Origin of the sequence: Streptomyces sp. NPDC059371, assembly GCF_042751995.1 — a bacterium.
GTDB lineage: Bacteria > Actinomycetota > Actinomycetes > Streptomycetales > Streptomycetaceae > Streptomyces.
The window spans coordinates 11439-35426 of the sequence record NZ_JBHYXD010000048.1; the positions used below are offsets into that span (position 1 = coordinate 11439).

Below are 23988 nucleotides of genomic sequence, written 5' to 3' on the forward strand. Positions count from 1 at the left end.
TCCCCGGGCCCGGTTTTCCCGCGGGCCCGGGGGACCCCCGCCGCCGCCGCCCTCCGCCCCGGGGGGGGGGCCCCCGCCCCCCCCCCGGCCGGCTCCGCCATGAGCCGGGAGCCGGCCCGGCGCTCGCCGAGGACGTCGTCGGGGTTGGACAGCACACAGGTCTCCAGGGAGAGGCAGCCGCAGCCGATGCAGTCCGTGAGGTGGTCGCGCAGCCGGCCGAGCTGTTTGATGCGCTCGTCGAGTTCGGAGCGCCAGGCCCGGGACAGCCGGGCCCAGTCCTCGCGCGTCGGGGTGCGCTCCTCCGGGAGTTCGGCCAGCGCCTCCCGGATCGTGGCGAGCGGGATGCCGACGCGCTGGGCGGCCCGGACGAAGGCGACACGGCGCAGCGCGTCACGGTGGTAGCGGCGCTGGTTGCCCGAGGTGCGGCGGCTGCTGATCAGGCCCTTGGACTCGTAGAAGTGCAGGGCGGAGACGGCCGCGCCGCTGCGGGCCGACAACTGTCCGACGGTCAGCTCGTGGACCGTCTCGGGGATCTGGGGCACTCCTCCAACCTACCTACCGCGCCACCCGTCCGGTCCGTTGACATGCGCCGCCCGGCCGACCATGCTAAGCAGTCGCTTAGACTATGAGATGCGGGAGGCCAGGGACATGGCAGAGCCGAGGACGTTCGCGACGGTCGAGGAACTGCGGGGCGCCGTGGGCGAGCAGCTTGGATACACGGACTGGGTCGAGATCGAGCAGAAGCGCATCGACCTCTTCGCGGAGGCCACGGGCGACCACCAGTGGATCCACGTCGACCCGGAGAAGGCCGCGGCGGGTCCGTTCGGCACGACGATCGCGCACGGCTATCTCACCCTGTCGCTGCTGCCGCTCTTCGGCCCTCAGCTCATCGGCGTCGAGGGCGTGAGGATGGGCGTCAACTACGGGACGAACAAGGTCCGCTTCCCCGCGCCCGTCCCGGTCGGCTCGCGGCTGCGCGCCACCGGGACGATCACCGCGGTGGACGACGTGCCCGGCGGCGTTCAGGTCTCCCTCGCCTTCACCGTGGAACGCGAGGGCGGCGACAAGCCGGTGTGCGTCGCGGAGTCGGTCTCCCGCTACTACCTCTGACACCGAGGGCCGGGCCCCGAGGGCCGGGCCGGAACAGGCCGGGGCTACGCCTTGAAGCCCACCATCCGCCGGACCAGGTCGGCGTACAGCGCACCGACCTCGTCCGGCGTGCGGGGGCCCTCGACGTTGAACCAGCGGGCCACGTCGATGCACAGGGACAGCACGGCAACGGTGGTGCCGGGGACGTCCGGGACGTCGAACTCGCCGGTCGCGACACCGTCCTGGATGATGCCGCGGACCTCCGCGTCGACCTGCCGGCGCAGCGCGATGATCTCCGCGCGGGCGTCGGGCCCGAGGGCCTCCAGCTCGTACTGGACCACGCGGGCGGTGGTGTGCTGGCCCGCGTGCCACCGTACGAAGGACCGCACGGCGTCGGAGAGCCGTTCGGCCGGCGTGCCCTCGGCCGCCGCGGCGGTGTGCACGATGTCGAGCGCCTTGTCGTGGCCGATGCGGCTGATCCGGTGAAGCAGCTCTTCCTTGGTCTTGTAGTGGATGTACAGGGCGGCCGGGCTCATGCCCGCGCGGCCCGCGATGTCCCGGGTGGTCGTCGCGTGGTACCCGCGCTCGGCGAAGGCCTCCACCGCGGCCACGAGCAGCCGCCGCGCCGCGTCCGGGGTCACCTCGGCCCACGGCTGCATCTCGCCGCCGGACGTCTCCTGCGCCGTGCTCATCGCTCACTCGCCCTTCTCGGTGACAGGAGCTACACCATACCGCCGAAGGTGAGCGGTCGCTTAGCGCGCCTGCTCAGATCTTCTCGAAAGGGTCGTGCTCGGCGAGGAGCTTCTCCAGCCGCGCCTGGTCGACCCGGCTCACTATCTGACCGGCCTCCTGCCGGTCCCTGATCACCTTGGCCAGGGTGAAGGCGGAGGTGACGAGGTACAGGACCGCGATGGCCAGGAAGGCCCGGACCCAGGCACCGGTGTCCAGCCGGTAGATGCCGACGGACGTGGCCGCCATGGCGATGGCGAAGGAGGCGACGGCCTGTCCGTAGAAGGCGGCCGTGCTCTGCTGCTTGACGGGTGTCTCGCTCATGAGACAAGGATCGGCGGACGTGGCCGCCGCCACATCCGCCGTCGTACTCAGGCACGTACTCAGAGTCAGAACGCCGAGACACCCGTCAGGGCGCGTCCGATGAGCAGTTTCTGTATCTGGCTGGTGCCTTCGTAGAGGGTCATCACCCGGGCGTCGCGCAGCAGTTTGCCGACCGGGTACTCGTCGATGTAGCCGTAACCGCCGAAGACCTGGAGGGCGTTGTTCGCCGCGCGCACGGCCGCCTCGGAGGCGAAGAGCTTGGCCTTGGACGACTCGGTCGCGAACGGCAGTCCGCGGTCCACGAGATCGGCGACCCGCCAGGTCAGCAGCCGTGCCGCGTCCACGTCGACGGCGATGTCGCTGATCAGCTCCTGGACGAGCTGATGATGGGCGATGGTCTTCCCGAACTGCTCCCGCTCGGTCGCGTAGGCCACCGCCGCGTCGAGGGCGGCCTGGGCGATGCCGACGCAGCCCGCGGCCACCGACATCCGGCCCTTCGCGAGCGCCGACATGGCCACGGTGAAACCCTTGCCCTCGGGCGCCATCATGGCGCTCGCCGGCACGCGTACGTCCTCGAGGGCGAGTTCGGCGGTGGCCTGGCCGCGCAGCCCGAGCTTGCCGTGAATCGTGCGGCGGGTCAGTCCGGGGGTGTCGGTGGGCACGAGGAAGGCGGAGACGCCCTTGTGGCCCGGGGCGTCGGTGGAGCGGGCGAAGAGCAGCACCACATCGGCCCAGGTGCCGTTCGTGATGAACATCTTGCTGCCGTTGATCACATAGTCGTCGCCGTCGCGCACGGCGCGCGTCGACAACTGGCCCGCGTCGGAGCCGGTGCCGGGTTCGGTGAGCCCGAAGCAGCCGACGTACTCGCCGGAGGTCAGCCCCGGCAGCCAGCGCCGCTTCTGCTCCTCGCTCCCCCAGGCGGCGATCGACTTGGCGACGAGCCCGAGCGAGACGGAGACGATCCCGCGCACGGAGGAGTCCCCGCGCCCGAGCTCCTCGGTGACCAGGCAGTACGCGAGATGGTCGCCGCCACTGCCCCCGTACTCCTCGTCGACGGTGAGGCCGAGGAAGCCGACCTCGCCGAGCTTCTTGACGATGGACCGGTCGACGTCCTCCGCGCGGTCCCACGCGACGACGTGCGGGGCGATCTCGCGGCGCACGAAGTCCTTGGCGAGCTGCCGGACGGCGGTCTGCTCATCGCTGAGCCCGAGGTTCATGCCGGGTCACCCCACAGATAGCGGACTTTGAATGCCGAACATTTAAATTAGCACTGCTAGTTTCATGGTGCAGCCCTACTATGTGCGCCATGGCCCGACCGCGCAAGCCCCTCCTCAGCACCGACCGCATCGTCGAGACGGCACGGGCACTGGTGGACGCCGAGGGCCTCGCGGCCGTCTCGACGCGCCGGCTCGCGGCGGAACTGGGAGTGAGCGGGCCCTCTCTCTACAACCACTTCAGCACCAAGGACCAGATCCTGGAGGCGGTCGCGGACTCGGTGAGCGCGCAGGTCGATCTGTCGATGTTCGAGGACGGCCGCGACTGGCGGACCGCGCTGCACGACTGGGCCGTCTCCTACCGCGCGGCCCTGCGCGACCACCCGAACATCGTCCCCGTCCTCGCGCGCGGGCCGGGCCGCAGGCCGGCCGGACTCCGGCTCGCGGACGCCGTGTTCGGCGCCATGGTCGCGGCGGGCTGGCCACCGTCGCTGGCCACCTCGATCGGGGCGCTGATGCGGTACTTCATCATGGGGTCCGCGCTGGGTTCCTTCGCCGGCGGCTTCGTGGACGACGAGAGCGCCTACGACCCGGCGGACTACCCCCATCTGGGACAGGCGCACCTCCTCGCCGAACAGCAGGAGAAGATCGACGAGCGGGCCTTCGAAACGGGACTCGTCGCCCTGCTGGACGGGCTCGCGGTGCAGTACGCGGGGCTGACCCGGGAAGCCTGAGCGGGGCCCTCCCCGGCGGCACCCGGCATGCCTGCGGCTCGGCGCCGTGCCGGCCACCGGGCTCGGCTCCGGAAGCGGCTCCGGGCACGGCTCCGGGCTCGGTTCCTGAATCGGTTCCGGGCTCGGACCCACGCCGACCTGCGCCGACCCACGCCGACCTGCGCGTCCGAAATCCGCGAGACCGGGCGCGGTGACCCGCCTAGCCTCAGGAACATGATGAACACCTCCCCTGCAACGCCGCCCGGACGGCGTGCCCAGTTGCTCGCCGCCGGTGCGGCGACCGTCACCGTCGGACTGTGGGCCTCCGCCTTCGTCGCGATCCGCAGCGCGGGCGCCGCGTACTCGCCCGGCGCGCTGGCGCTCGGACGGCTGCTGGCCGGAGCCCTGGTGCTCGGTGCCGTGTGCGTCGTACGGGGTGAGGGGCTGCCGCCGCGCGGTGCCTGGCGCGGCATCGCGATATCCGGGGTGCTGTGGTTCGGGTTCTACATGGTCGCCCTGAACTGGGGCGAGCAGCAGGTGGACGCCGGTACGGCGGCGCTGGTGGTGAACATCGGCCCGATCCTGATCGCCCTGCTCGGGGCCCGGCTGCTGGGGGACGCGATGCCGCCGCGGCTGCTGGCCGGCATGGCGGTGTCGTTCGCGGGCGCGGTCGCGGTGGGGCTGTCGATGTCCGGTGGCGGCGGTTCCTCGGTGCTCGGGGTCGTCCTGTGCCTGCTCGCCGCCGTCGCGTACGCCGCGGGGGTCGTCGCGCAGAAGCCGGCGCTCGGACGGGCGAGCGTGCTCCAGGTGACGACGTTCGGCTGTCTCGTCGGGGCCGTGATGTGCCTGCCGTTCGCGGGACAGCTCGTCCACGACGCGGCCGCCGCCCCGGTCTCCGCGACGCTCGACATGGTCTATCTGGGCGTCTTCCCGACCGCGCTGGCCTTCACGACCTGGGCGTACGCCCTGTCCCGGACGAGTGCGAGCCGCATGGGCGCGACGACGTACGCGGTGCCCGCCCTGGTGGTGCTGATGTCCTGGCTCTTCCTCGACGAGGTCCCGGGTCTGCTGACGCTGGCCGGCGGGCTGCTGTGTCTGGCGGGTGTGGCGGTGTCGCGGTCCCGGCCGCGCCGGGAACCGGCCCCCGTGAAGCCGGCCGTGCCGGGTGCCGCCGCCGGAACGGCCGCCGTGCCCGGTGCGGCACCCGCGCCGGACCCGACCGCGGGCGCGACTCCGGGTCCGGCTCAGGCCGGTGCTCCGGCGCCGACGACGGGTGCGGGGGCGGGAAGCCGGACCGAAGAGGCCTGATCGCGGGCCGCCTCGGGACTCGCGCGTCCTTCCGAGGCGGCCCGGAGGCATCAGCCGTGGGCGTCTTTCGGAGGCATCAGCCGTGGGCGTCTTTCGGAGGCATCAGCCGCAGGCGGCCGCCTCTGAAAGACGCGTCTAGAAGACCACCAGAGCACGGCCCCCCTTGCCCGCGATCATGTTGTCGAAGGCCGCCGGGATGCCGTCCAGGGCGATGCGGTCGGTGACCAGGCCGCCGAGGTCCAGCCGGCCCGCGCGTACGTGCTCGGCGAGTACCGGGAGATCGCGTGCCGGGTCGGAGTTGCCGTACACGCAGCCGGCGAGGGTCCTGCCCCAGTGGAAGAGCTCCAGGGCGTTGAACGTGACCTGCTGGTCCTTGCCGCCGATACCGACGACGGTGGTGCGGCCACCGCGCCGGGTCGACTCCCAGGCGGTACGGATGGTGACGGCGCGGCCGACGCACTCGACGGCGACGTCGACGCCGTGACCGCCGGTCAGGGCGCGGATGTCGCGGGCGGTGGTGTCGGAGGCGACGACGTAGTCGGTGGCCCCGGCCTCACGGGCGAGGGACTCCTTCTCGGACGAGACGTCCACCGCGACGATCTTCGAGGCGCCCGCGATCCGGGCGGCCTGCAGGACGGCGAGCCCGACCCCGCCGGCCCCGAACACGGCGACGCTCTCGCCCGGCTGGACCTGGGCGGAATGGTGGACGGCGCCGTAGCCGGTGAGGACGGCGCAGCCGAGCAGGGCGGCCTCGGTGAGCGGGATGCCGTCCGGGGCGGGCAGGACGCAGGAGACCGGCACCACCGTCTCCTCCGCGAACGCGGCGACGTTCAGGCCGGGATGCAGATCGCTCCCGTCGGAGGCGCGGCGGGCGTACACGGATCCCGCGCCGGTGAGCGCGTCGGCGCACAGCCACACCTCGCCCAGCGAGCAGGCATGACAACTCCCGCAGGAGGGAGCCCAGTTGAGGACGACACGGGAGCCGGGGGCGACCTGACCGACGCCCTCGCCGACGGCGACGACGGTGCCGGCGCCCTCGTGGCCGAGCACGGCGGGCACCGGCACCCGCATGGTGCCGTTGGTCAGGGACAGGTCGGAGTGGCAGACCCCGGCGGCGGCGAGTCTCACCCGGACCTGGCCCGGTCCGGGATCGGGGAGTTCGATCTCGGCGATCTCCAGCGGGGCACCCACGGCGGGAAGGACGGCGGCGCGAACCACGTGAACGCTCCTAGAACTGGAGGGACTTGGTCTGGAGGTACTCGGACAGGCCGTGGGCGCCGAGTTCGCGCCCCACGCCCGACTGCTTGTAACCCCCGAAGGGGGCCAGGGGGTTGAAGCGACCGCCGTTGATGTCGACCTGGCCGGTGTCGAGCCGCCGTGCGAAGGCGACCGCCTCGGACTCCTCGCCCGCCCACACCGCGCCCGCGAGCCCGTACACGGTGCCGTTGGCGATCCGCAGGGCGTCCTCCTCGTCCTCGTAGCGCAGGATCGACAGGACCGGTCCGAAGATCTCCTCCTGCGCGATCGTCATCTGCTCGGTGACGTCGGCGAAGACGGTGGGGCTGACGAAGTAGCCCTGTTCGCGCGGGGATTCGGGCCCGCCCGCGACGAGCCGCGCGCCCTCGGCGACGCCCTTCTCGATGTAACCGCGCACCCGGTCCCGCTGCTTGGCATTGACGACGGGTCCGATGCGGTCGCCGTACTTCGCGGCTGCGGCCGCGGCGAGCTCGACCGCCTCGTCGTAGCGCTCGGCGGGGACCAGCATCCGGGTCCAGGCGCTGCACGTCTGGCCGGAGTTGGACATCACGTTGGCGACGCCGACGTTCACGGCCTTGGCGAGGTCGGCGCTCGGCAGGATGACGTTGGCGGACTTGCCGCCGAGTTCGAGGGCGACGCGCTTGACCGCGGCGCCCGCGGTCGCGCCGATCCGCCGGCCGACCGCCGTGGAGCCGGTGAAGGAGACCAGGTCGACGTCCGGGTGCTCGGCGAGCGCCTGGCCCGCGACCGGGCCCAGGCCGGTGACGAGGTTGAAGACACCGGCCGGGACGCCCGCCTCGGCCACGGCCTCGGCGAAGAGCTGGGCGGTGAGCGGGGTGTCCTCGGCGGGCTTCAGCACCACCGTGCAGCCGGCGGCGAGCGCGGGGGCGACCTTGGCGACGATCTGGTGCAGCGGGTAGTTCCAGGGCGTGATCGCGCCGACGACGCCGACGGGCTCCTGGTAGACGGTCGAGTTGCCGACCTTCTCCTCGAAGGCGTACGTCGCCGCCAGCTCGGCGTAGGAGCCGGCGACCAGCACCGGGACGCCCGCGTGCACGGCTTGGGAGAACGCGAGCGGTGCTCCCAGCTCGGCGGTGACGGTCTCGGCGATCTCGTCCTTGCGGGCGGCCAGGACATCCCTGAGAGCGGTGAGGCGGGCGGCCCGCTCGGCGGGCGGGGTGGCGGCCCAGCCGGGGAACGCGGCACGCGCGGCGCGTACGGCGGTGTCGACGTCCAGGGCCGTGCCCGCCGGGACGTGGCCGATCACCTGCTCGTCGACCGGGTTCACGACCTCGATCGTGTCGCGTCCGGCGGCGGGGCGCCATGCCCCGTCGATGTACATGCCGTCATGTGCCTTCATCGTGTTCCTCCCGGGCGGGGGCAGCGTCGTCCGGACCCTAAACTAGCGATGATAGTTTTGCGGCGCCAGGGTGATCTGCCGCACCGCAGGTCACGGGCACGGTCACCGCACCACGAGGAGCCCGCGCCCCCCGCCCCGGGAAGTCACTCCTCCAGGTCGGGCAGCCGCTCCGGCGCCGGGCAGATCCGCTCGCCGCTCCGGTCGAAGACGAACAGATGGGCCAGGTCCACGAGGAGCGGGACCTGCATGCCGTGGCGGAGGTCGATGTCGGGCGTGGTGCGCACGACGAGATCGCCGGGCAGCCGCCCCTCGGGCGGTGTGTGCCCGGAGTGATCGGCCTCGTCCTCCGCGGGATGGTCGAGGACGACGACGGGTCCGGCCCGCAGCGCCCCGGCGCGCCCCCGCAGCCGCTCCAGGACGGTGCCGTCACGGCGCCGACGGCGCGTCGGGCGGGACGGGCGCGGCGACTCCAGATCGGGCACGAAGGCGGGCCGCGAGCCCGTGTTGAAGTGGACGAGGACCTCGTGCCCCTGGAACTCCACATGCTCGACCAGACCGGTGATCGCCACCTCGCCCGGCCGGGCCTGCGACGGCCTGGCGAGCCGGATGGCCTCTGAGCGCAGCCCGACGATCACCTCGCGGCCCTGCTGCACCCGGAGCAACTGGTGGTCCAGACAGAGGGGTTCGGGCAGGCGCAGATACTGCTTGCCGAGGCTGATCGTCATGGCGCCGTCGAGCGGGGCCCGGACGAGTCCGCGCAGCAGATTGATCCGCGGGGTGCCGATGAAGGCGGCGACGAAGACGTTCGCGGGCAGTGCGTAGACCGTGCGGGGCGTGCCCAGTTGCTGGAGGACCCCGCCGCGCATCACGGCGACCCGGTCGCCGAGCGACATGGCCTCGGCCTGGTCGTGGGTGACGTAGACCGTGGTGGCGCCCAGGTCCCTGGTGAGCTTGGAGATCTCGGCCCGCAGATGGTTGCGGAGTTTGGCGTCGAGGTTGGACAGCGGTTCGTCCATCAGGAACGCGGAGGGGTGGCGCGCTATCGCCCGGCCCATCGCGACGCGCTGCCGCTCGCCGCCGGAGAGCTGGTTGGGGAAGCGGTCGAGGAGGTCCTGGATGCCGAGCATCCGGGCGGTGGCGTCCACCCGGGCCCGGGGGTCCTCACCGGGCGTCTCGATCCGCAGCGGGAAGCCGATGTTGTCGCGGCTGGTCATGCTCGGATAGAGGGCGAAGTTCTGGAACACCATGGCCATGTTCCGCTCGGAGGGCGGCAGGTCGTTGGAGTACTCCCCGTCCAGGCGCACCTCGCCCTCGGTGACCTCCTCGAGTCCCGCGATCATCCTCAGCACGGTCGACTTGCCGCAGCCCGAGGGGCCGAGCAGCACGAGGAATTCGCCGGGCCGGATGTCCAGCGAGAACCGTTCCACGGCACGGGGCCCGCGGGCGTACGACTTGCTGACGTGGTGCAGGGAGATGGCGCGTGTCATGACAGGTGCCCCCGGGGGCGTGCAAGGCGCTGGTGCTCCGCGGCCGGTCGTCCCGTACGGGTCGTACGGGACCTTGAGTCACGGAAGCTAACGGACCGCGCACGTCCGGGGGAAGAGACGTGGCGGTATCGGACGGGCGGGTTCGGTACGGGCGGAAACGGACGATCGGCTACCGGTCGGGCCGGGGACGACCACGGGGGCCGTCGGCACAACCGCGTTACTCCGTACCGGTGTTCGTCTCAGCGGGGGCCGGCCCGCCCCAGGATCTGTGTGAGGTGGGCGAAGGCGATGACGTTGGCGGCGTATCCGCTCTTTCGGTCGAAGGCGCCGCCGCAGGTGATCAGGCGCAGTTCGGGGCGCCCGCGGTCGCCGTACACCTCCTGGTCGGGGAAGTGTGCCTTCGCGTACGTGCGTACGACGTCCACCGTATAGACGGCGGTCCGCCCGTCCACGCGCCGTGCCTCGACGCGCGCGCCGGGACGGATGCGTTCGAGCGGGGCGAAGACGGCGGGTCCCGTCCGGGTGTCGCGATGGCCGACGACGAGGGCCGTGCCGCGCTCGCCCGGCGAGGGGCCGTTCGTGTACCAGCCGACGGGCTTCGGGTCGTCCACGGGCGGGGCGGTGAGCCGTCGTTCGCGGTCCAGCCGAAGACCGATGACCGGTGCGTCGACACCGAGGGAGGGGATGCGCAGGGAGGCGGCACGGGAGCGCGGCAGGGGTGCGGGCGGGGATGCGGGCCGGGGTGCGGGCCGGGCCGCCCGGTGGGCGGCCCGGCCGGATGCCGCCGCCGGCCGTGCGCGTCGCCGCCGGGGCGGGCGTCCGGCGTGTGCCCGGTGCCCGCCTTCCCGGACGGCGCCCGGGAGGCGGCGCCGTCGTCGTGTGCGGCTCCGGACGCCACCGTCCCGGCGGGCTCGTCGTCGCCCCCTGCCCACCAGACGCCGCCCACCACCAGCGCGACGGCGACCATCAGGGTCCTCGTCAGGCGGTAGGCGCGCGTCCGGTGCCAGGGCCTCCGTCGTCTACGCGGCGCCATTGCCGCGTCGGCGCAGCCGCAGGAACACGACTCCCCCGGCTACGACCAGACCGGCGGCCGCCGCACCGGCCACCGGCGAGAAGTTCCGCGCGTGGGCGAGTCCGCCGCCGCCCGCCGGCGGTCCGCCGTTGGGGCCCTGGCCGCCCTGCTGGCTGCCCGGTCCGCCCTGCTGTCCACCGGGGCCGCCGCCAGGACCGCCGGGGCCGCCCCGCTGACTGGGCGTCGCACTGGGTCCGCCACCCGCTCCGCCCCGCGGGCCGGGTGTCCCGCTCGGTCCGCCGTTCCCGGCCGGCGTCGGGCTCGGAGCGCTCACGGGGCAGTCGACCTTGAAGACCTTGCTCTTGCCCGCGCCGTTCTCGCCCTGGAAGTTCCAGGTCAGCTTGTACTGGTCGTCGGGCAGGGTGAAGATGCGGGTCCCGGCGCGCCCGGTCTGGGACGCGGACAGCGTGCCCGCCAGGACGGGGTCGCCCGCGGCGCCGGGCTGGTGCGCGATCGACCAGGAGATCTGCTGCCCCGCGTCGAGGTTGAAGCCGTCGAGGTAGAACCGGCAGACCGTCGGATCGTCCCGCTGGTTGTCGAACGGCGTGTTCGCGTCGTGGACCTTGACGTCACCGTTGTCACCGGGGGCGGCGACGGCGGCCGGGGCACCGAGGAGAGCGGTGCCCGCGACCGCGAGGGCGGCGAGGACACCGGCACCGCGCCGGGGCACGGAGAGGGCGCCTGCGCCGCGTTGTGGCGCGATGAGGGACGGGGTGGACATGCGAGGCTCCTCCGAGTCAGATGATTTTCATATAAATTTCAGGTCATCTGACTACTTCTCACAGAAGATCCGCCCAGGGCCGCAACTGCGCCCGGACCCCCGTCAGCTATCGCTCTACCGGCGCAAGCGCGCCCCACCGCCCGGGTGCCGGATCAGGGGCAGGCCATCAGCTCCACGGGCACCCCGTTGAGGACCGCCGTTCCGGACAGCGGGTCGAGCAGCGAGCCGTCGAGAAGCTGGTTGACGTTGACGCCGGGGTCCAGGGAGGCGTGGCTCATCCGGGTGCCGGGACGGTCGTGCCCCCAGCCGTGCGGCAGACTCACCACCCCGCGCCGAACGGTGTCGGTGACCTCCACCGGCGCGGTCACCTCTCCCCCGGCGCCCTTGACGCGCACGGCCGACCCGTCCGCGAGCCCCAGCCGGGCGGCGTCGTCGGGGTGGACGTGCAGGGTGCAGCGGTTGGAACCGCCGGTGAGCGCGGGGACGTTGTGCATCCAGCTGTTGTTGGAGCGCAGATGACGGCGGCCGACGAGGACGATCGCCGCCGGGCGTTCGCGCAGCGCGTCCCGCAGCCGCGGCAGATCGGCCGCTATCGGCTCGGGAAGCAGCTCGATCTTCCCGCTGCGGGTCTTGAGCCGGCGCGGCAGGCAGGAGGCGAGCGGTCCGAGGTCGATGCCGTGCGGGTGCGCCAGCAGCCGGTCCAGGGTCAGGCCGTCGGGGCGCGCGCCGAAGCCGTCGCCGTACGGGCCGAGGCGCAGCATCATGTCGAGCCGGCGCTCGGGGCCGTTCTCGCCGGTGAGGGCGGCGGCGAGTTCCCGCGGGTCGCGTCCGTGCACCGGCGAGGCGGTGTCCCCGACCGTCTTGGCGAGGGTGCTCTCGACGACCATGGTGTCCACGGCGGACGGGTCGGCGCCGTGCATGCCGGTCGCGGCGAGGACGAGCCGGGCGAGGATCTCGGTCTCCGCCATCCGGCCCTCCTCCAGGGGGACGGCGGGGCGGTTGTAGCGGACCTGGTTGCGGACGGCCAGGGTGTTGAACGCGAAGTCGTGGTGCGCGCTCCGGGAGGGCGGGGGCGGCGGCAGGACGACGTGGGCGTGGCGCGAGGTCTCGTTGAGGTACGGGTCGACGCTGACCATGAAGTCCAGCGATTCGAGGGCCTTGTCGAGCCGGAGGCCGTCGGGCGCGGACAGGACGGGGTTGGCGGCGACGGCGATGACGGCGCGGACCGGGCTGCCGTCCTCGGTCGGGGTGTCTATCTCCTCCGCGAGGGCGGCCAGGGGCAGTTCGCCCTTGGCCTCCGGGTGCCGGCTCACGCGGCTGTGCCAGCGGCCGAGGGCGAAGCCGTGACCGGGACCCGCCGGACGGGGGGTCCGGTCGGTGGCGGCCGTCGGGAAGAGGGCGCCGCCGGGACGGTCGAGGTTGCCGGTGAGGATGTTGAGGACGTCCACCAGCCAGCTCGCCAGGGTGCCGTGCGGGACGGTGCAGCTGCCGATGCGGCCGTAGACGGCGGCGGTGGGCGCCGCGGCCAGCTCGCGCGCCAGCTCCCGGATCGTGCCGGCCTCCACGTCGCAGGCCGCGCTCGCCGCCTCGGGGGTGAAGTCCCGCAGCACGTCCGGGAGTTCGTCGACGCCCTGGACGTGCGGGGCGAGCGCGCCGACGTCGACGAGCTTCTCCTCGAACAGGACGTACGCCATCGCCGCGAGGAGCATCGCGTCGGTGCCGGGACGGATGGACACGTGGCGGTCGGCGAGCTTGGCCGTGCGGGTGCGACGCGGGTCGATGACGGTCAGCGTGCCGCCGCGGGCCCGCAGCGCGCGGAGCCGGCCGGGGAAGTCGGGGGCGGTACACAGACTTCCGTTGGACTCCAGCGGGTTGGCGCCGATGAGCAGCAGGTGGTCGGTGTGGTCCAGGTCCGGCACGGGGATCGCGTTGGCGTCTCCGTACAGCAGGCCGCTCGACACGTGCTTGGGCATCTGGTCGAGCGTGGAGGCGGAGAAGACGCTGTGCGTGCGCAGGGCGCCGAGCAGGACGGCCGGGTAGAGGGCGCCTGCCATGGTGTGCACGTTCGGGTTGCCGAGGACGACGCCGAGGGCGTGCGGCCCGTACCGCTCGACGACCGGGCGCAGTCCGGCGGCCACGGCGTCGAAGGCCTCCTCCCAGGTGGCCTCGCGCAGTTCGCCGTCCTCGCGGACGAGGGGGGTGCGCAGCCGGTCGGGGTCGCCGTCGGCCGCGCCGAAGGAGGCGCCCTTCGGGCAGATGAAGCCCTTGCTGAACACGTCGTCGCGGTCACCCCGGGCGCCGGTCACCCGGGTGCCCTCGATGGTCAGGGTGAGCCCGCAGGTGGCTTCGCACAGGGGGCAGACGCGCAGCGCGGTTCGGGAGTCGGGGGTGGTGCCGGAGGTACGGGACACGGGTCCTCCCGGAGACGGTGGCTGTGGTGGCACACGGACGCGAGCGAGCATACCGACCGGTACGCATGACGGGGAGGGCATGACAGTGGTCACGTCGGATTTCCGCGCGCGGACGGCAACGGCCCCCGGGGCCGGGGACCTGACTAGTCGAGGACCCTGGCCAGGTACGCCCGCAGGAGCTCGCGCGTCTCCTCGATGATCCGTTCGTCCCCCTCCGGATCGACCCGGAAGGCGAGGTGGACCAGGGTGTCGGCGCTCTCGACGGCCACGAGGAAGCACCGGCGCAGATCGTCGTCCGGGGTGCGGCCGAGATAGCCGGAGAGCAGGTCGGTGAGACGGTCGGCGACCCGGGTGTTGGGCTCGGCGTACCGGGCGCCGACGGGTATCTGATTGCCGAAGTCGACGAGGGAGAAGCCCGGCGCGGTGCGCTTCATGGCCAGGTATTCGTCGAGCACCGCGTCCATCGCGACCCGCCAGTCTCCCCCGTCCGCCTCGCGCAGGCTCTGGCCGACGCGCTCGGTGTAGAGCTCCAGGTTGCGCTGGGCGAGCGCGTCGGCCATCGCCCGCTTGTTGCCGAAGAAGCGGTAGACGGAGCCGATGGGCACTCCGGCCCGCTGGGCCACGGCCCGTGTGCTCAGCCCGTCGTAGCCCACCTCGTCGAGGAGGTCGGCACAGGCGTCGAGGATTCTGGTCAGTCGTTCTGCGCTACGCCGCTGTACGGGCGCTCTGCGGAGCGATGTCGCATGGGGCACGCTCTTCATGATGCCTTTCCGCCGGGGTCAGGTGAACCTCGCCCATCAGTACGCACCTGCGTGCCGTGACCACTCATTTCCGGCGGGCGTCCCCGTGCCATGACCGCGCGGCGCGCCCCGGGCCCACCGCCGCCGACGGCGTACGGGCGCACGACGCCCGCCTTCCGCGAAGGGCGTCCGGGTACAACGCACCTGCCTACGAGGCCGTCGGCGTCAGCCCTCCGCACCGGCCCGCGAGGCCGCCGGCGTCAGCCCTCCGCGGCGGAACCCGAGGCCGTGATGTCGGCCGTGCTCTCCACGGGCTTGCCGCGGACGGCCCACACGGTGCCGTCGTCCGCGTACAGCCGCGCGGTGACGTGGTGGGTGCCGCGCGGCACCAGGTCCTCGGCCAGGTGGCACTCGGCGGCGCGCAGCCGCGCGACGGTACGGCCGTCGACGTACAGGTGGGCGATGCCGTGACCGGCGGCCGGCACGGCGCGCGTACCCGCGGGCGAGAAGGCGAAGTTGCGGACGGTCAGCCGCACGTCCCAGCCGGTGGCGGAATCCGGCTGGATCTCGATCGCGACCTCGGGTGCCCCCTTCTTGTCCACCTCACGGTAGAGCCGTCCCTCCTCGTCCATCTCGTCGAGCAACGTGCCCACGGGCGAGGCCGAGATCCTGGTCTCCCGCTCGTGCGCGTCACCGGTGCCGCAGCCCGTGGTTCCGCCGGACAGGGCGCAGACCGCGAGCGCGGCGAGCAGAGCACGTGTCCACCGCATGTGCGGGAGCGTAGAACAAGGCCCATCGTGGCCGGATCCCCCTGAAGGCGGGTTCTTCGACCGCGTGGACACACTTGAGGACTAGTCCCCTGGCACATCCGGCCAATCCGCGACCCGACCCGGTCCGCCTCTTGCGCGGGGCGGAAGGGAATCCTACGGTGATGCATAGGAATCAGGCGCGAGGGAGCGATCATGAGCGGGGACGCGAGGAAGACGGCCGAGGGGCTGGCCTACCTCACCGGATTCGGCAACGAACACAGCTCGGAGGCGGTCCCGGGGGCCCTGCCGCACGGCCGCAACGCCCCGCAGCGCGCACCGCTCGGCCTGTACGCGGAGCAGCTCAGCGGCTCGGCGTTCACCGAGCCGAGGGCGTCCAACCGCCGTTCGTGGCTGTACCGGATCCGGCCGTCGGCCGCGCACCCCGCGTTCACCCGCGCCGACAACGGCGCGCTGCGGACGGCGCCGTTCACGGAGACGGTGCCGGATCCGAACCGGCTGCGCTGGAACCCGCTGCCCGAGCCCCCCGCCGGGACGGACTTCCTCGCCGGACTGTGGACCCTCGGCGGCAACGGCGACGCGAGTCAGCGCACCGGCATCGCGGTGCACCTGTACCACGCCAACGCGTCGATGGAGCGGGTGTTCAGCGACGCCGACGGCGAGCTGCTGATCGTGCCGGAGCGCGGCGGGCTGCTGCTGCGCACCGAGTTCGGCCTGCTGCGTGTGGAACCGGGCCAGATCGCGCTGATCCCCCGGGGGGTGCGCTTCCGGGTGGAGCTGCTGGACGCGGCACCGGAGGGCGGGCGCGGCCGCGGCTCCCGGGGTTATGTGTGCGAGAACTACGGGGCGCCCTTCCAGCTCCCCGACCTCGGCCCGATCGGCGCCAACGGCCTCGCCAACGCCCGTGACTTCCTCGCCCCGGTCGCCGCGTACGAGGACGTCGAGGGCCCGGTCGAGGTGGTGAACAAGTTCTGCGGCAACCTCTGGACGACGACGTACGACCACTCGCCGCTGGACGTCGTCGCCTGGCACGGCAACCATGTGCCGTACGTCTACGACCTGCACCGTTTCAATGTGATCGGCTCCATCAGCTACGACCACCCGGACCCCTCGATCTTCACGGTGCTCACCTCGCCGTCCGACACCCCCGGGCTGGCCGGTGTCGACTTCGTCGTGTTCGCGCCGCGCTGGCTGGTGGGCGAGGACACGTTCCGGCCCCCGTACTTCCACCGGAACGTGATGAGCGAGTACATGGGCCTCATCGAGGGCGCGTACGACGCGAAGGCGGAGGGCTTCGTGCCGGGCGGCGGCTCGCTGCACAACATGATGTCGGCGCACGGACCGGACGAGGAGACCTTCCTCCGCGCCGGCGCCGCCGAGCTGAAGCCGCAGAAGATCGACGACGGCCTGGCGTTCATGTTCGAGACCCGGTGGCCGGTGACCGCGACGGCCCAGGCGGCCGGGGCGGACCATCTCCAGCGGGGCTACGACAACGTGTGGAAGGGGCTCGGACGGCACTTCCGTCCCGCCGGCTGAGCGGCACCGGCCGTTGCCTTCCACGCCCGCGACCGGTACGGATACCCTCGTGACCTCCTTCGCTCCCGATTCGATCGTCCTGAACCGCAAGCTGCCGCTGTGGTATCAGGTGTCGCAGTCCCTGCGCGCCTCCATACTCGGCCGCACCCCTCAGGATCCCCTGCGCCTGCCCACCGAGGAGCAGCTCGCGGGGCACTACGGGGTGAGCGTGCTGACCATGCGCCAGGCGCTCAAGGAACTGGAGGTCGAGGGTCTCATCACCCGGCACCGCCGACGGGGCACGTTCATCGAGCCGAGCGCCCGGCGGGGCGCCCCGGTGCGGCTGCTCGGCTCGGTGGACGCGATCGTGGCCCAGCAGTCGGGCATGACGACCGAGTTGCTGGACCAGGGGAAGGCGCCGGTTTCCGGCGAACTGGCGGAATTCTTCCCGGATGTGGACGAGGTGGCGACGTACCACCGGCTGCGCAGCGACGAGACGACCGGCGAGCCGACGAACCACGCGCGCAACTACCTCCGGCCGGAGCTGGCCGACCGGATCGACCGGGAGGATCTGATCCGCTGGCCGATGACCAAGGTGCTGCGGGACGTGCTCGGCGTCGGCATCAGCCGGATCACCGACACGGTCGAGGCCACGCTCGCGGACCCGGAGACCGCGCGGCTGCTCCAAGTACCGCTGCTCAGCCCGATCCTGCGCTACACGGGCGTCATCCACGGCACGGACGGGCAGGCGCTGGACGTGGCCGTCATCCACTACCGGGGCGACCGCTTCTCGTTCACGGTCACCCTCGACGCACACTGACGATGGCGTACGGGGACGGAGGGCGGCGCCCGCGTCGTACGATGCCGAGCGTGACGTCCGACGCCGCTCCGCTGCTCGCGGATCTCATGCCGTGGTCCGTCGCACCGCCGAGGCTGGGCCGGAGGTGGCCGACGGCCCCCGACGCGGCTTCCCTGAAGGCACGCTGGGACGCCCTCGTACGGGCCGAGGGGGAGGACCGCGAGGCACTGTTCGGGCCGACGCGGGCGCGCACGACGCACTCCGCGGTCGCCCAGCTCCCGGGCCAGTCCAGCGGGACGGCCCGCCTCGCACGGGTGTCGGACCCCTGCCCGGCGCCGGTGCGCGTGCTGAGCGCCCCCTTCGACGAGCAGTGGCTGATTCCCGACCACAGGCTGATCGACTCGGCCCGCCCCGAGCTGTGGCGGGTGGCGGGCGGGGAGCAGGTCTTCACGGTCGAGCAGACCCCGGTGCCCGAGTCCTCCGGCCCGGCCCTGCTGGCGGCGTCCGTGCTGCCGCTGAGCGCGGGCCGCGGCGGCCGGGTGCGGCCCCTCTACCGGCGCCCCGGTGGCCGCGAACCGAACCTGGCGCCCGGCCTGTTGGAGTATCTGGGCGCGCGTCTCGGAGACACGCCCGCGCCCGTCGACGTCCTCGCCTGGACGGTGGCGGCCGCGCGGCACGGCCGGGACGGCTGCCTGGTCCCGCTCACCGCCGACCCGGACGTGTGGTCGTACGGCGTCGAGTTGGGGCGGCACATGCTGCGGCTGATGCGGCGCGACGGCGAGCGCCCCAAACTCCCCGGCGGCCGGCGCCCCTACGTGCGCGCGCCGCTGTCCGCCCTCCCCCAGGGAACCCGGCCGGCCACGGGCCCCCTCCTCACCGACCCGTACTACGACCGCGCCGAGGAGTCCCTGCACCTCGGCGAGGGCAGGATCTCGCCCGTGCCGCCCGAGGCCTGGGACTTCGAGGTCGGCGGCGTGCGCGTGCTGGAACAGTGGTTCGCGGCACGGACCGGGGCGAGCGAGCCGGGCACGCTGGAGGCGATCGGTCCGGCCGGCTGGCCGCAGGCGTGGACGTCCGAACTCCTCGAACTCATCACGGTGCTCGCCCTCCTCGCGGAACTGCGGCCCCGGCAGGCCGCGTTGGAGCCGCGCTCACCAATCACCCGGACGGAACTGCGCACGGCCGGGGTGCTCCCCGTCCCGGCCGCGGCGCGCCGCCCGGCCTCGGTGCTCGACCACCACGAAGAGGGTCCGGAGGGTCAGTTCGCGCTGATCTAGGATCCGCCGGCGGACGGCCGCCGGGCCGCCTCCACGAAATCAGTGCATGACAAAAGTATGTCCAGGGGTCATGATCCATCGCATGCAGCCCGATCCCCTGCCCCTCGAAGGCATCACCGTCGTCGCCGTCGAACAAGCCGTCGCCGCGCCCTTCGCGACCCGGCAGCTCGCCGATCTCGGCGCCCGGGTCGTCAAGGTCGAGAGGATCGACGGCGGGGACTTCGCGCGCGGCTACGACACCGCGGCCCAGGGTCTGGCCTCACACTTCGTGTGGTGCAACCGGGGCAAGGAGTCCCTCGCCCTCGATCTGAAGGACCCGCGCGGGCTCGACGTCGTACGCCGTCTCGTCGCGGACGCGGACGTGTTCGTGCAGAACCTCGCCCAAGGGGCGGCGGCGCGGCTGGGCCTGGACGCGGCGACCCTGTGTTCCGAGCATCCCCGGCTGATCGCCGTGGACATCTCCGGCTACGGGCCGTCGGGGCCGTACGCCGGCAAGCGTGCCTACGACATGCTCGTGCAGTGCGAGGCGGGGCTCGTGTCGGTGACCGGGACGCCCGACCAGCCGGTGAAGGCGGGCATCCCGGCCGCGGACATCGCGGCGGCCATGTACGCGTTCTCGGGGGTCCTCGCGGCGCTGGTGCGGCGCGGCACGACCGGGCGCGGGGGCCCGGTCGAGGTGTCGATGCTGGACGCGCTCGCGGAGTGGATGGGGCATCCGCTGCACCACGCGATGCACGAGGGGACCCCGCCGGCCCGTACGGGCCTCGCCCACGCCGTCATCGTTCCCTACGACGCCTATTCGACGGCTGACGGCGGGCGCGTGCTGTTGTCGGTACAGAACGACCGCGAGTGGCGACGGCTCGCCCAGCAGGTGGTGGGGCGGCCCGAGACGGCGGACGATCCGCGCTTCGCGACGAACGCGGCGCGGGTGGCCCATCGGGAGAGGGTGGACGCCCTGGTCGGCGAGGCACTGGGCAAGCTCGGCGCCGACGAGGCGGTGGCCCGCCTGGAGGCCGCGGGCATCGCCTGCGCCCGGCTGCGGGACGTGACGGAGGTCGCGGAGCATCCGCAGCTCGCGGCCAGGAACCGCTGGCGGGAGGTGGGATCGCCGGTCGGACCGCTGCGGGCGCTGCTGCCTCCGATCACGCTGCCGGGCGGGGAGGAGGCGCGCATGGGGTCCGTACCGCGGCTCGGCGAGCACACAGGGGCGGTGTTGCGGGCGCTGGGCATGACGGACGCGGACGTCGCCGAGCTGCGGCGGGACGGAGTGGTGCGCTGAGCTCACGGTTCAGAAACGGTGGTGACCCGCGCTCCGGAGGTGGTGATCACCGGGCACCGCCGCCCGCCGTGGGGATGACGGACGCGGAAGGGCGGCGGTGCGCCGGTGCGGTGGAGTCGCCGGAGCGCGGGTCGAGAAGGCCGGTACCGACAGCGGTCAGCGGTCGCCGAACAGCGAGCGCCGCAGCCGCCTGAGCGGAGCGAAGAGCGAGACCCGCCGCACGCGCGCACCCAGGGAGCCGCTGTCGTGCGCGTGGTCGCGGGTCGTGAGCTCACGCATCAGTGACGTCGCCTCGACCGTCTCGCGCTGCGGTATGGCGGGGCCGCCGAGCACCGCGAGATGTCGGTCGAGGCGCGAACTGGTCGCGCTGCTCCCGCACGTGATCGCAGGGACGCGTGCCCTGCTGTGCACCGTTATCTGTTCCATGTCACTCCCCACCCGTACAAGTCCACCCGGCCCGGGCAGACTAACCCTATCGCCCCCTCGCGGCGCGCGTGTATCTCGGACAAAGGATTCACCTTCCCCATAAGGGGGTTGACGGTTACTCTCCGAATCCAACCGTTTCCAGGGCGAGTTGGACAACAGGCGCGGTTGTGGGCTGTTCTGAGCCGCCGTGAGGCTCGACGGTCACTGCGAGTGACGTCGCGCTCGGGTTCAGTCCGTCGGCGACGAGGGGCGTGTCGCCGTCGAAGAGACCGAGAGAACGCGGTTTCTCGTTGGGGCGCATGAGCCAGAGCTGATGGACGCGTCCGCCGGAGGGCGTGCCGAGTCCGCTCAGTGTCACGACGGCGCGCCGCTCCGACGCGGAGGCCACTACTCCGATTCCGCGGCCCCGGGCGTCCCGTTCACCGGTCGCCCGCGCGTCCGGCGCCGCGAGAACGTGGGCGATCTCACGCGCCTGGGCGCGCTCCTGGTTCAGGTCGTCGCGTGCCTGGGTCGCCTGCACGGCGAAGAGCGCGGCGACGACGAGGGCCGCGGCGGCCGTCGCGGTGGCGAGAGGGGCGAACAGCGGACGGAACCGGGGGGCACGCGCCCGCGCGGGCTGATGGGAGGGCCGTACGCGGGGCAGCTCCCGCCCGGCCGGTTCCTGGGGTGTCGTCCGTATCGCGGTCAGCACCCGCGCGCGCAGCGCGGCCGGCGGGGCAGCCGCCGTGGACCAGGCGAGCCGTACCGCGTCCTCCGTCAGCGCCCGCACCTCCTCGGCACAGCGGTCACAGCCCTTCAGATGGCGTTCGAAGCGGCGCTTCTCGTCGCCCTCCAGCGCGTCGAGGGCGTAGGGGGCGGCGAGCGAGTGCAGATCGCGGCCCAGCAGTCGGTCGAGGACGCTCATGCGGCACCCCCCTCTCTTCCGTTCGGATCACGGCCCGGCAGGCGGTCGGTGGCGTTCACGCGACTCCTCCCAGGCAATCGCGCAGACGGGTGAGCCCGTCGCGCATACGGGTCTTGACAGTGCCGAGCGGCAGGGAGAGCCGTTCGGCGACCTCTCGGTAGGTGTAGCCGTCGTAGTAGGCGAGCGTGACGGACTGCCGCTGCAGGGCGGTGAGCCGGTCCAGGCAGCGGCGGACCCACTCCCGTTCGAGCCCGGCCTCGACCTCCTCGGCGACCTGGTCGAAGGCGGGGTGGTGGCTGCGCTGTCCCTCGCGCTGCTCGCGTTCGGTGGCCGCGCGGGCGCTGCGCACCCGGTCGACGGCACGACGGTGCGCGAGCGTGAGGATCCAGGACAGCGCGCTGCCGCGCCGGGGGTCGAACCGCGTCGCGGAGCGCCAGAGTTCGAGCAGGACCTCCTGCGACACCTCCTCCGACTGCGCGGGGTCCCGCACCACTCGGCGCACCAGTCCGAACACCGGTCCGGACACCAGTCCGTACAGCTCCTCGAACGCCTTCTGGTCGCCTCCGGCCACCAGTACCAGTAGTTCGTCAGCCTCCACCCGTCCCCCTCTGCGGCCGTGCACGGACCGTCCTTTCCCTTACGTCTTCGCAGCGAACCTGCCTACGGATGGGTTACGGATCTCCGAGCCGAAAACGCGTGTTTTCCGCTGATCAGTTCCGGTGTCCGCGACCGGTCGGTCCGCCCCGCCGGCCGAAGAAGCCGACCCGTCAGATGAAACAAGCTGAGAGAACCGCCGTAAAGACGTTTGGGATTCGACCAATCCACCCGGGCGACCGCTCCGAATGGCGTGCGTCAGGCAAGTTGGACAGAGGACGGACGGCATGACACCTATCTCCAGGAGCGGCGCGGGTCGCAGGACTCTCGTGACCCTCGTATGCGGTGCGCTGGCTGCCGGGGGGCTCGCGGCCGCCGGTGCGACGGCGCTGGCGCCGGGGGCGGCCTCCGCCTCCAGCCACCGGGAGGCCCCGCTGATCTCGGGCACTCCCCAGTACGACAACACGGACGTGTACGCCTTCGTCAGCCCGGACAAGCCGGACACGACGACGATCGTGGCGAACTGGATCCCCTTCGAGGAGCCGGCGGGCGGACCGAACTTCTACACGTTCGCCGACGACGCCCAGTACGACATCCACATCGACAACAACGGTGACGCGCAAGGTGAGTTGATCTACCGCTACACCTTCAAGACGCACCGCAAGAACGGCAACACGTTCCTCTACAACACGGGTCCGGTCACCAGCCTCGACGACCCGGACCTCAACATCACGCAGACGTACGACATCGATCTGCTGCGGCTGCACAACCAGCGACTGGTGTCGAAGACCAAGGTCGCGGACGACGTCCCGGTCGCTCCGTCCAACGTCGGCAAGGCGTCGATGCCGGACTACGCGAAGCTGCGCCACCACGCGATCTCCAAGCTCGCGGGCGGCTCGACGACGTTCGCCGGCCAGGCGGACGACCCGTTCTTCCTGGACCTGCGCGTCTTCGACCTGCTGTACGGCGGGAACCTGACCGAGGTCGGACGGGACACCCTCAAGGGCTACAACGTCAACTCCATAGCCCTGCAGGTCCCGAACGACATGATCCGCGAGTCGGAGGGCCAGCCGATCGTCGGCATCTGGTCCACCACACAGCGCAGGGACGCCCGCGGCCACTACAGCCAGGTCTCGCGCCTCGGCATGCCGCTGGTCAACGAGGTCGTCAACCCGCAGAAGGACAAGGACAAGTTCAACGCGTCCGCGCCCTGGGAGGACGCCCAGTTCCTGAAGAACGTGACCAACCCGGAGCTCCCGAAGCTCATCGAGGGGATCTACAAGATCAAGGCCCCGGCCGAGCCCCGCAACGACCTGGTCGACGTGTTCCTCAAGGGCGTCAAGGGCCTCAACCAGCCGCCGAACGTGCGTCCGGCGGAGGAACTGCGCCTCAACACCTCGATCAAGCCGACCATGCACCCCAAGCGGCTCGGTGTCCTCGACGGTGACAACGCGGGCTTCCCGAACGGACGCCGGCTCACGGACGACGTGATCGACGCCTCGCTCCAGGTCGTCGAGGGTGAACTGGTCGGCTCCAAGAACGACTTGGGCGACGCGGTCGACAAGAACGACAAGGGCTTCGAGAAGTCGTTCCCGTACGTGGCCGAGCCGACCTCGGGTTCGCGCGGCGCGCTCGCCAAGGGCACGACCAGCGGGACCGACGTGCGCAGCCAGCTCGGCGACGCGCTGCAGCCGGCCGGCGCCGGTTCCGGCGGCGGCACCGACACCGTGCTGGTCGCGGGCTCCGCCGCGGCGGGCGCCGCGGGCATCCTGCTCATCGGCTCCGGTCTGCTGTGGTGGCGCCGCCGGATGTACAACCGGGCGTACTGACCCGGCACCGGGTCTACTGACCTGGCACCGGGCCTGCTGACCCGGTGCCGGGCCTTCTGACCCGGCTCACCTACTGGCGCGGGCCCCCCCCCCAAACACCACCCACCCAGGCGGCCCCCCGCCCACCACACCCCCCCACACCCCGACCCACCAAAACAAGATGTGGTGGGCTT

General features: G+C 72.3%; 23 protein-coding genes. 8 read left to right on the plus strand and 15 right to left on the minus strand.

Annotated features, from left to right (window positions below; genetic code table 11):
* Positions 1 to 542: redox-sensitive transcriptional activator SoxR (gene soxR / locus ACFXGX_RS24905; protein ID WP_384795059.1), on the minus strand; the 542-nt coding region annotated here is incomplete at its 3' end.
* A 106-nt stretch (positions 543 to 648) separates the two neighbouring features.
* Here soxR and ACFXGX_RS24910 point away from each other — a divergent pair.
* On the plus strand, positions 649 to 1110 hold the full coding sequence (locus ACFXGX_RS24910; protein WP_355773332.1) for a MaoC family dehydratase: 462 nt from the start codon (positions 649 to 651) through the stop codon (positions 1108 to 1110).
* A gap of 44 nt (positions 1111 to 1154) precedes the next feature.
* On the opposite strand, the gene ACFXGX_RS24915 is transcribed toward ACFXGX_RS24910, so the two are convergent.
* The 3 genes from ACFXGX_RS24915 to ACFXGX_RS24925 form a co-directional block, all read right to left on the minus strand.
* Positions 1155 to 1781: a TetR/AcrR family transcriptional regulator gene (locus ACFXGX_RS24915; protein ID WP_384795061.1), complete on the minus strand. Its 627-nt coding sequence runs from the start codon at positions 1779 to 1781 to the stop codon at positions 1155 to 1157.
* Positions 1782 to 1854: 73 nt separating this feature from the next.
* Positions 1855 to 2142: a YiaA/YiaB family inner membrane protein gene (locus ACFXGX_RS24920; protein ID WP_384795063.1), complete on the minus strand. Its 288-nt coding sequence runs from the start codon at positions 2140 to 2142 to the stop codon at positions 1855 to 1857.
* A 65-nt stretch (positions 2143 to 2207) separates the two neighbouring features.
* On the minus strand, positions 2208 to 3359 hold the full coding sequence (locus tag ACFXGX_RS24925) for an acyl-CoA dehydrogenase family protein (RefSeq protein ID WP_384795065.1): 1152 nt from the start codon (positions 3357 to 3359) through the stop codon (positions 2208 to 2210).
* 89 nt (positions 3360 to 3448) lie between these two features.
* Here ACFXGX_RS24925 and ACFXGX_RS24930 point away from each other — a divergent pair, with 89 nt between their 5' ends.
* Together ACFXGX_RS24930 and ACFXGX_RS24935 are read left to right on the plus strand one after the other, a co-directional pair.
* Complete coding sequence (locus ACFXGX_RS24930; protein ID WP_384795067.1) at positions 3449 to 4090, plus strand: TetR/AcrR family transcriptional regulator; 642 nt, start codon at positions 3449 to 3451, stop codon at positions 4088 to 4090.
* A gap of 213 nt (positions 4091 to 4303) precedes the next feature.
* Entirely contained in the window at positions 4304 to 5377 is a 1074-nt protein-coding gene (locus ACFXGX_RS24935; protein ID WP_384795069.1) for a DMT family transporter, read from the plus strand.
* Positions 5378 to 5512: 135 nt separating this feature from the next.
* On the opposite strand, the gene ACFXGX_RS24940 is transcribed toward ACFXGX_RS24935, so the two are convergent.
* The 8 genes from ACFXGX_RS24940 to ACFXGX_RS24975 form a co-directional block, all read right to left on the minus strand.
* Positions 5513 to 6595, minus strand: a complete 1083-nt coding sequence (locus ACFXGX_RS24940) for a Zn-dependent alcohol dehydrogenase (RefSeq protein ID WP_384795071.1) — start codon at positions 6593 to 6595, stop codon at positions 5513 to 5515.
* Positions 6596 to 6605: 10 nt separating this feature from the next.
* On the minus strand, positions 6606 to 7994 hold the full coding sequence (locus ACFXGX_RS24945) for an aldehyde dehydrogenase family protein (protein ID WP_384795073.1): 1389 nt from the start codon (positions 7992 to 7994) through the stop codon (positions 6606 to 6608).
* Positions 7995 to 8137: 143 nt separating this feature from the next.
* Entirely contained in the window at positions 8138 to 9481 is a 1344-nt protein-coding gene (locus tag ACFXGX_RS24950) for an ABC transporter ATP-binding protein (protein ID WP_384795075.1), read from the minus strand.
* A gap of 239 nt (positions 9482 to 9720) precedes the next feature.
* Positions 9721 to 10413, minus strand: coding sequence for a class F sortase (locus ACFXGX_RS24955; protein ID WP_384795077.1), 693 nt, complete (start codon positions 10411 to 10413; stop codon positions 9721 to 9723).
* 87 nt (positions 10414 to 10500) lie between these two features.
* Positions 10501 to 11274, minus strand: coding sequence for a hypothetical protein (locus tag ACFXGX_RS24960; protein WP_384795079.1), 774 nt, complete (start codon positions 11272 to 11274; stop codon positions 10501 to 10503).
* A 152-nt stretch (positions 11275 to 11426) separates the two neighbouring features.
* Complete coding sequence (locus tag ACFXGX_RS24965) at positions 11427 to 13736, minus strand: molybdopterin oxidoreductase family protein (RefSeq protein ID WP_384795081.1); 2310 nt, start codon at positions 13734 to 13736, stop codon at positions 11427 to 11429.
* A gap of 92 nt (positions 13737 to 13828) precedes the next feature.
* The gene (locus tag ACFXGX_RS24970) at positions 13829 to 14446 is read right to left on the minus strand and encodes a TetR family transcriptional regulator (protein ID WP_384795083.1); all 618 of its coding nucleotides are present in this window, start codon (positions 14444 to 14446) and stop codon (positions 13829 to 13831) included.
* A 239-nt stretch (positions 14447 to 14685) separates the two neighbouring features.
* Positions 14686 to 15195 (minus strand): hypothetical protein, encoded by a 510-nt coding sequence (locus ACFXGX_RS24975; RefSeq protein WP_384795085.1) that lies wholly within the window; start codon positions 15193 to 15195, stop codon positions 14686 to 14688.
* Positions 15196 to 15387: 192 nt separating this feature from the next.
* On the opposite strand from ACFXGX_RS24975, the gene hmgA reads away from it, so the two are divergent.
* The 4 genes from hmgA (at position 15388) to ACFXGX_RS24995 (ending at position 20062) form a co-directional block, all read left to right on the plus strand.
* Entirely contained in the window at positions 15388 to 16728 is a 1341-nt protein-coding gene (gene hmgA / locus ACFXGX_RS24980) for a homogentisate 1,2-dioxygenase (protein WP_384795087.1), read from the plus strand.
* A 49-nt stretch (positions 16729 to 16777) separates the two neighbouring features.
* Positions 16778 to 17527, plus strand: coding sequence for a GntR family transcriptional regulator (locus ACFXGX_RS24985; RefSeq protein WP_355769767.1), 750 nt, complete (start codon positions 16778 to 16780; stop codon positions 17525 to 17527).
* 41 nt (positions 17528 to 17568) lie between these two features.
* Complete coding sequence (locus ACFXGX_RS24990) at positions 17569 to 18783, plus strand: type ISP restriction/modification enzyme (RefSeq protein ID WP_384795089.1); 1215 nt, start codon at positions 17569 to 17571, stop codon at positions 18781 to 18783.
* A gap of 70 nt (positions 18784 to 18853) precedes the next feature.
* Positions 18854 to 20062 (plus strand): CaiB/BaiF CoA transferase family protein, encoded by a 1209-nt coding sequence (locus ACFXGX_RS24995; protein ID WP_384795091.1) that lies wholly within the window; start codon positions 18854 to 18856, stop codon positions 20060 to 20062.
* Between the two features lie 156 nt (positions 20063 to 20218).
* Here ACFXGX_RS24995 and ACFXGX_RS25000 read toward each other — a convergent pair whose 3' ends face one another.
* The 3 genes from ACFXGX_RS25000 to ACFXGX_RS25010 all read right to left on the minus strand — a co-directional run bounded on the left by ACFXGX_RS25000 (position 20219) and on the right by ACFXGX_RS25010 (position 21990).
* Positions 20219 to 20488 (minus strand): hypothetical protein, encoded by a 270-nt coding sequence (locus ACFXGX_RS25000; RefSeq protein WP_384795093.1) that lies wholly within the window; start codon positions 20486 to 20488, stop codon positions 20219 to 20221.
* A 115-nt stretch (positions 20489 to 20603) separates the two neighbouring features.
* Complete coding sequence (locus tag ACFXGX_RS25005; RefSeq protein ID WP_384795095.1) at positions 20604 to 21392, minus strand: anti-sigma factor domain-containing protein; 789 nt, start codon at positions 21390 to 21392, stop codon at positions 20604 to 20606.
* Between the two features lie 55 nt (positions 21393 to 21447).
* Complete coding sequence (locus ACFXGX_RS25010) at positions 21448 to 21990, minus strand: sigma-70 family RNA polymerase sigma factor (RefSeq protein ID WP_384795140.1); 543 nt, start codon at positions 21988 to 21990, stop codon at positions 21448 to 21450.
* A gap of 283 nt (positions 21991 to 22273) precedes the next feature.
* Between ACFXGX_RS25010 and ACFXGX_RS25015 the strand changes: the two genes are divergently transcribed.
* Complete coding sequence (locus tag ACFXGX_RS25015) at positions 22274 to 23815, plus strand: DUF4331 domain-containing protein (RefSeq protein ID WP_384795097.1); 1542 nt, start codon at positions 22274 to 22276, stop codon at positions 23813 to 23815.
* Positions 23816 to 23988 lie beyond the last annotated feature (173 nt).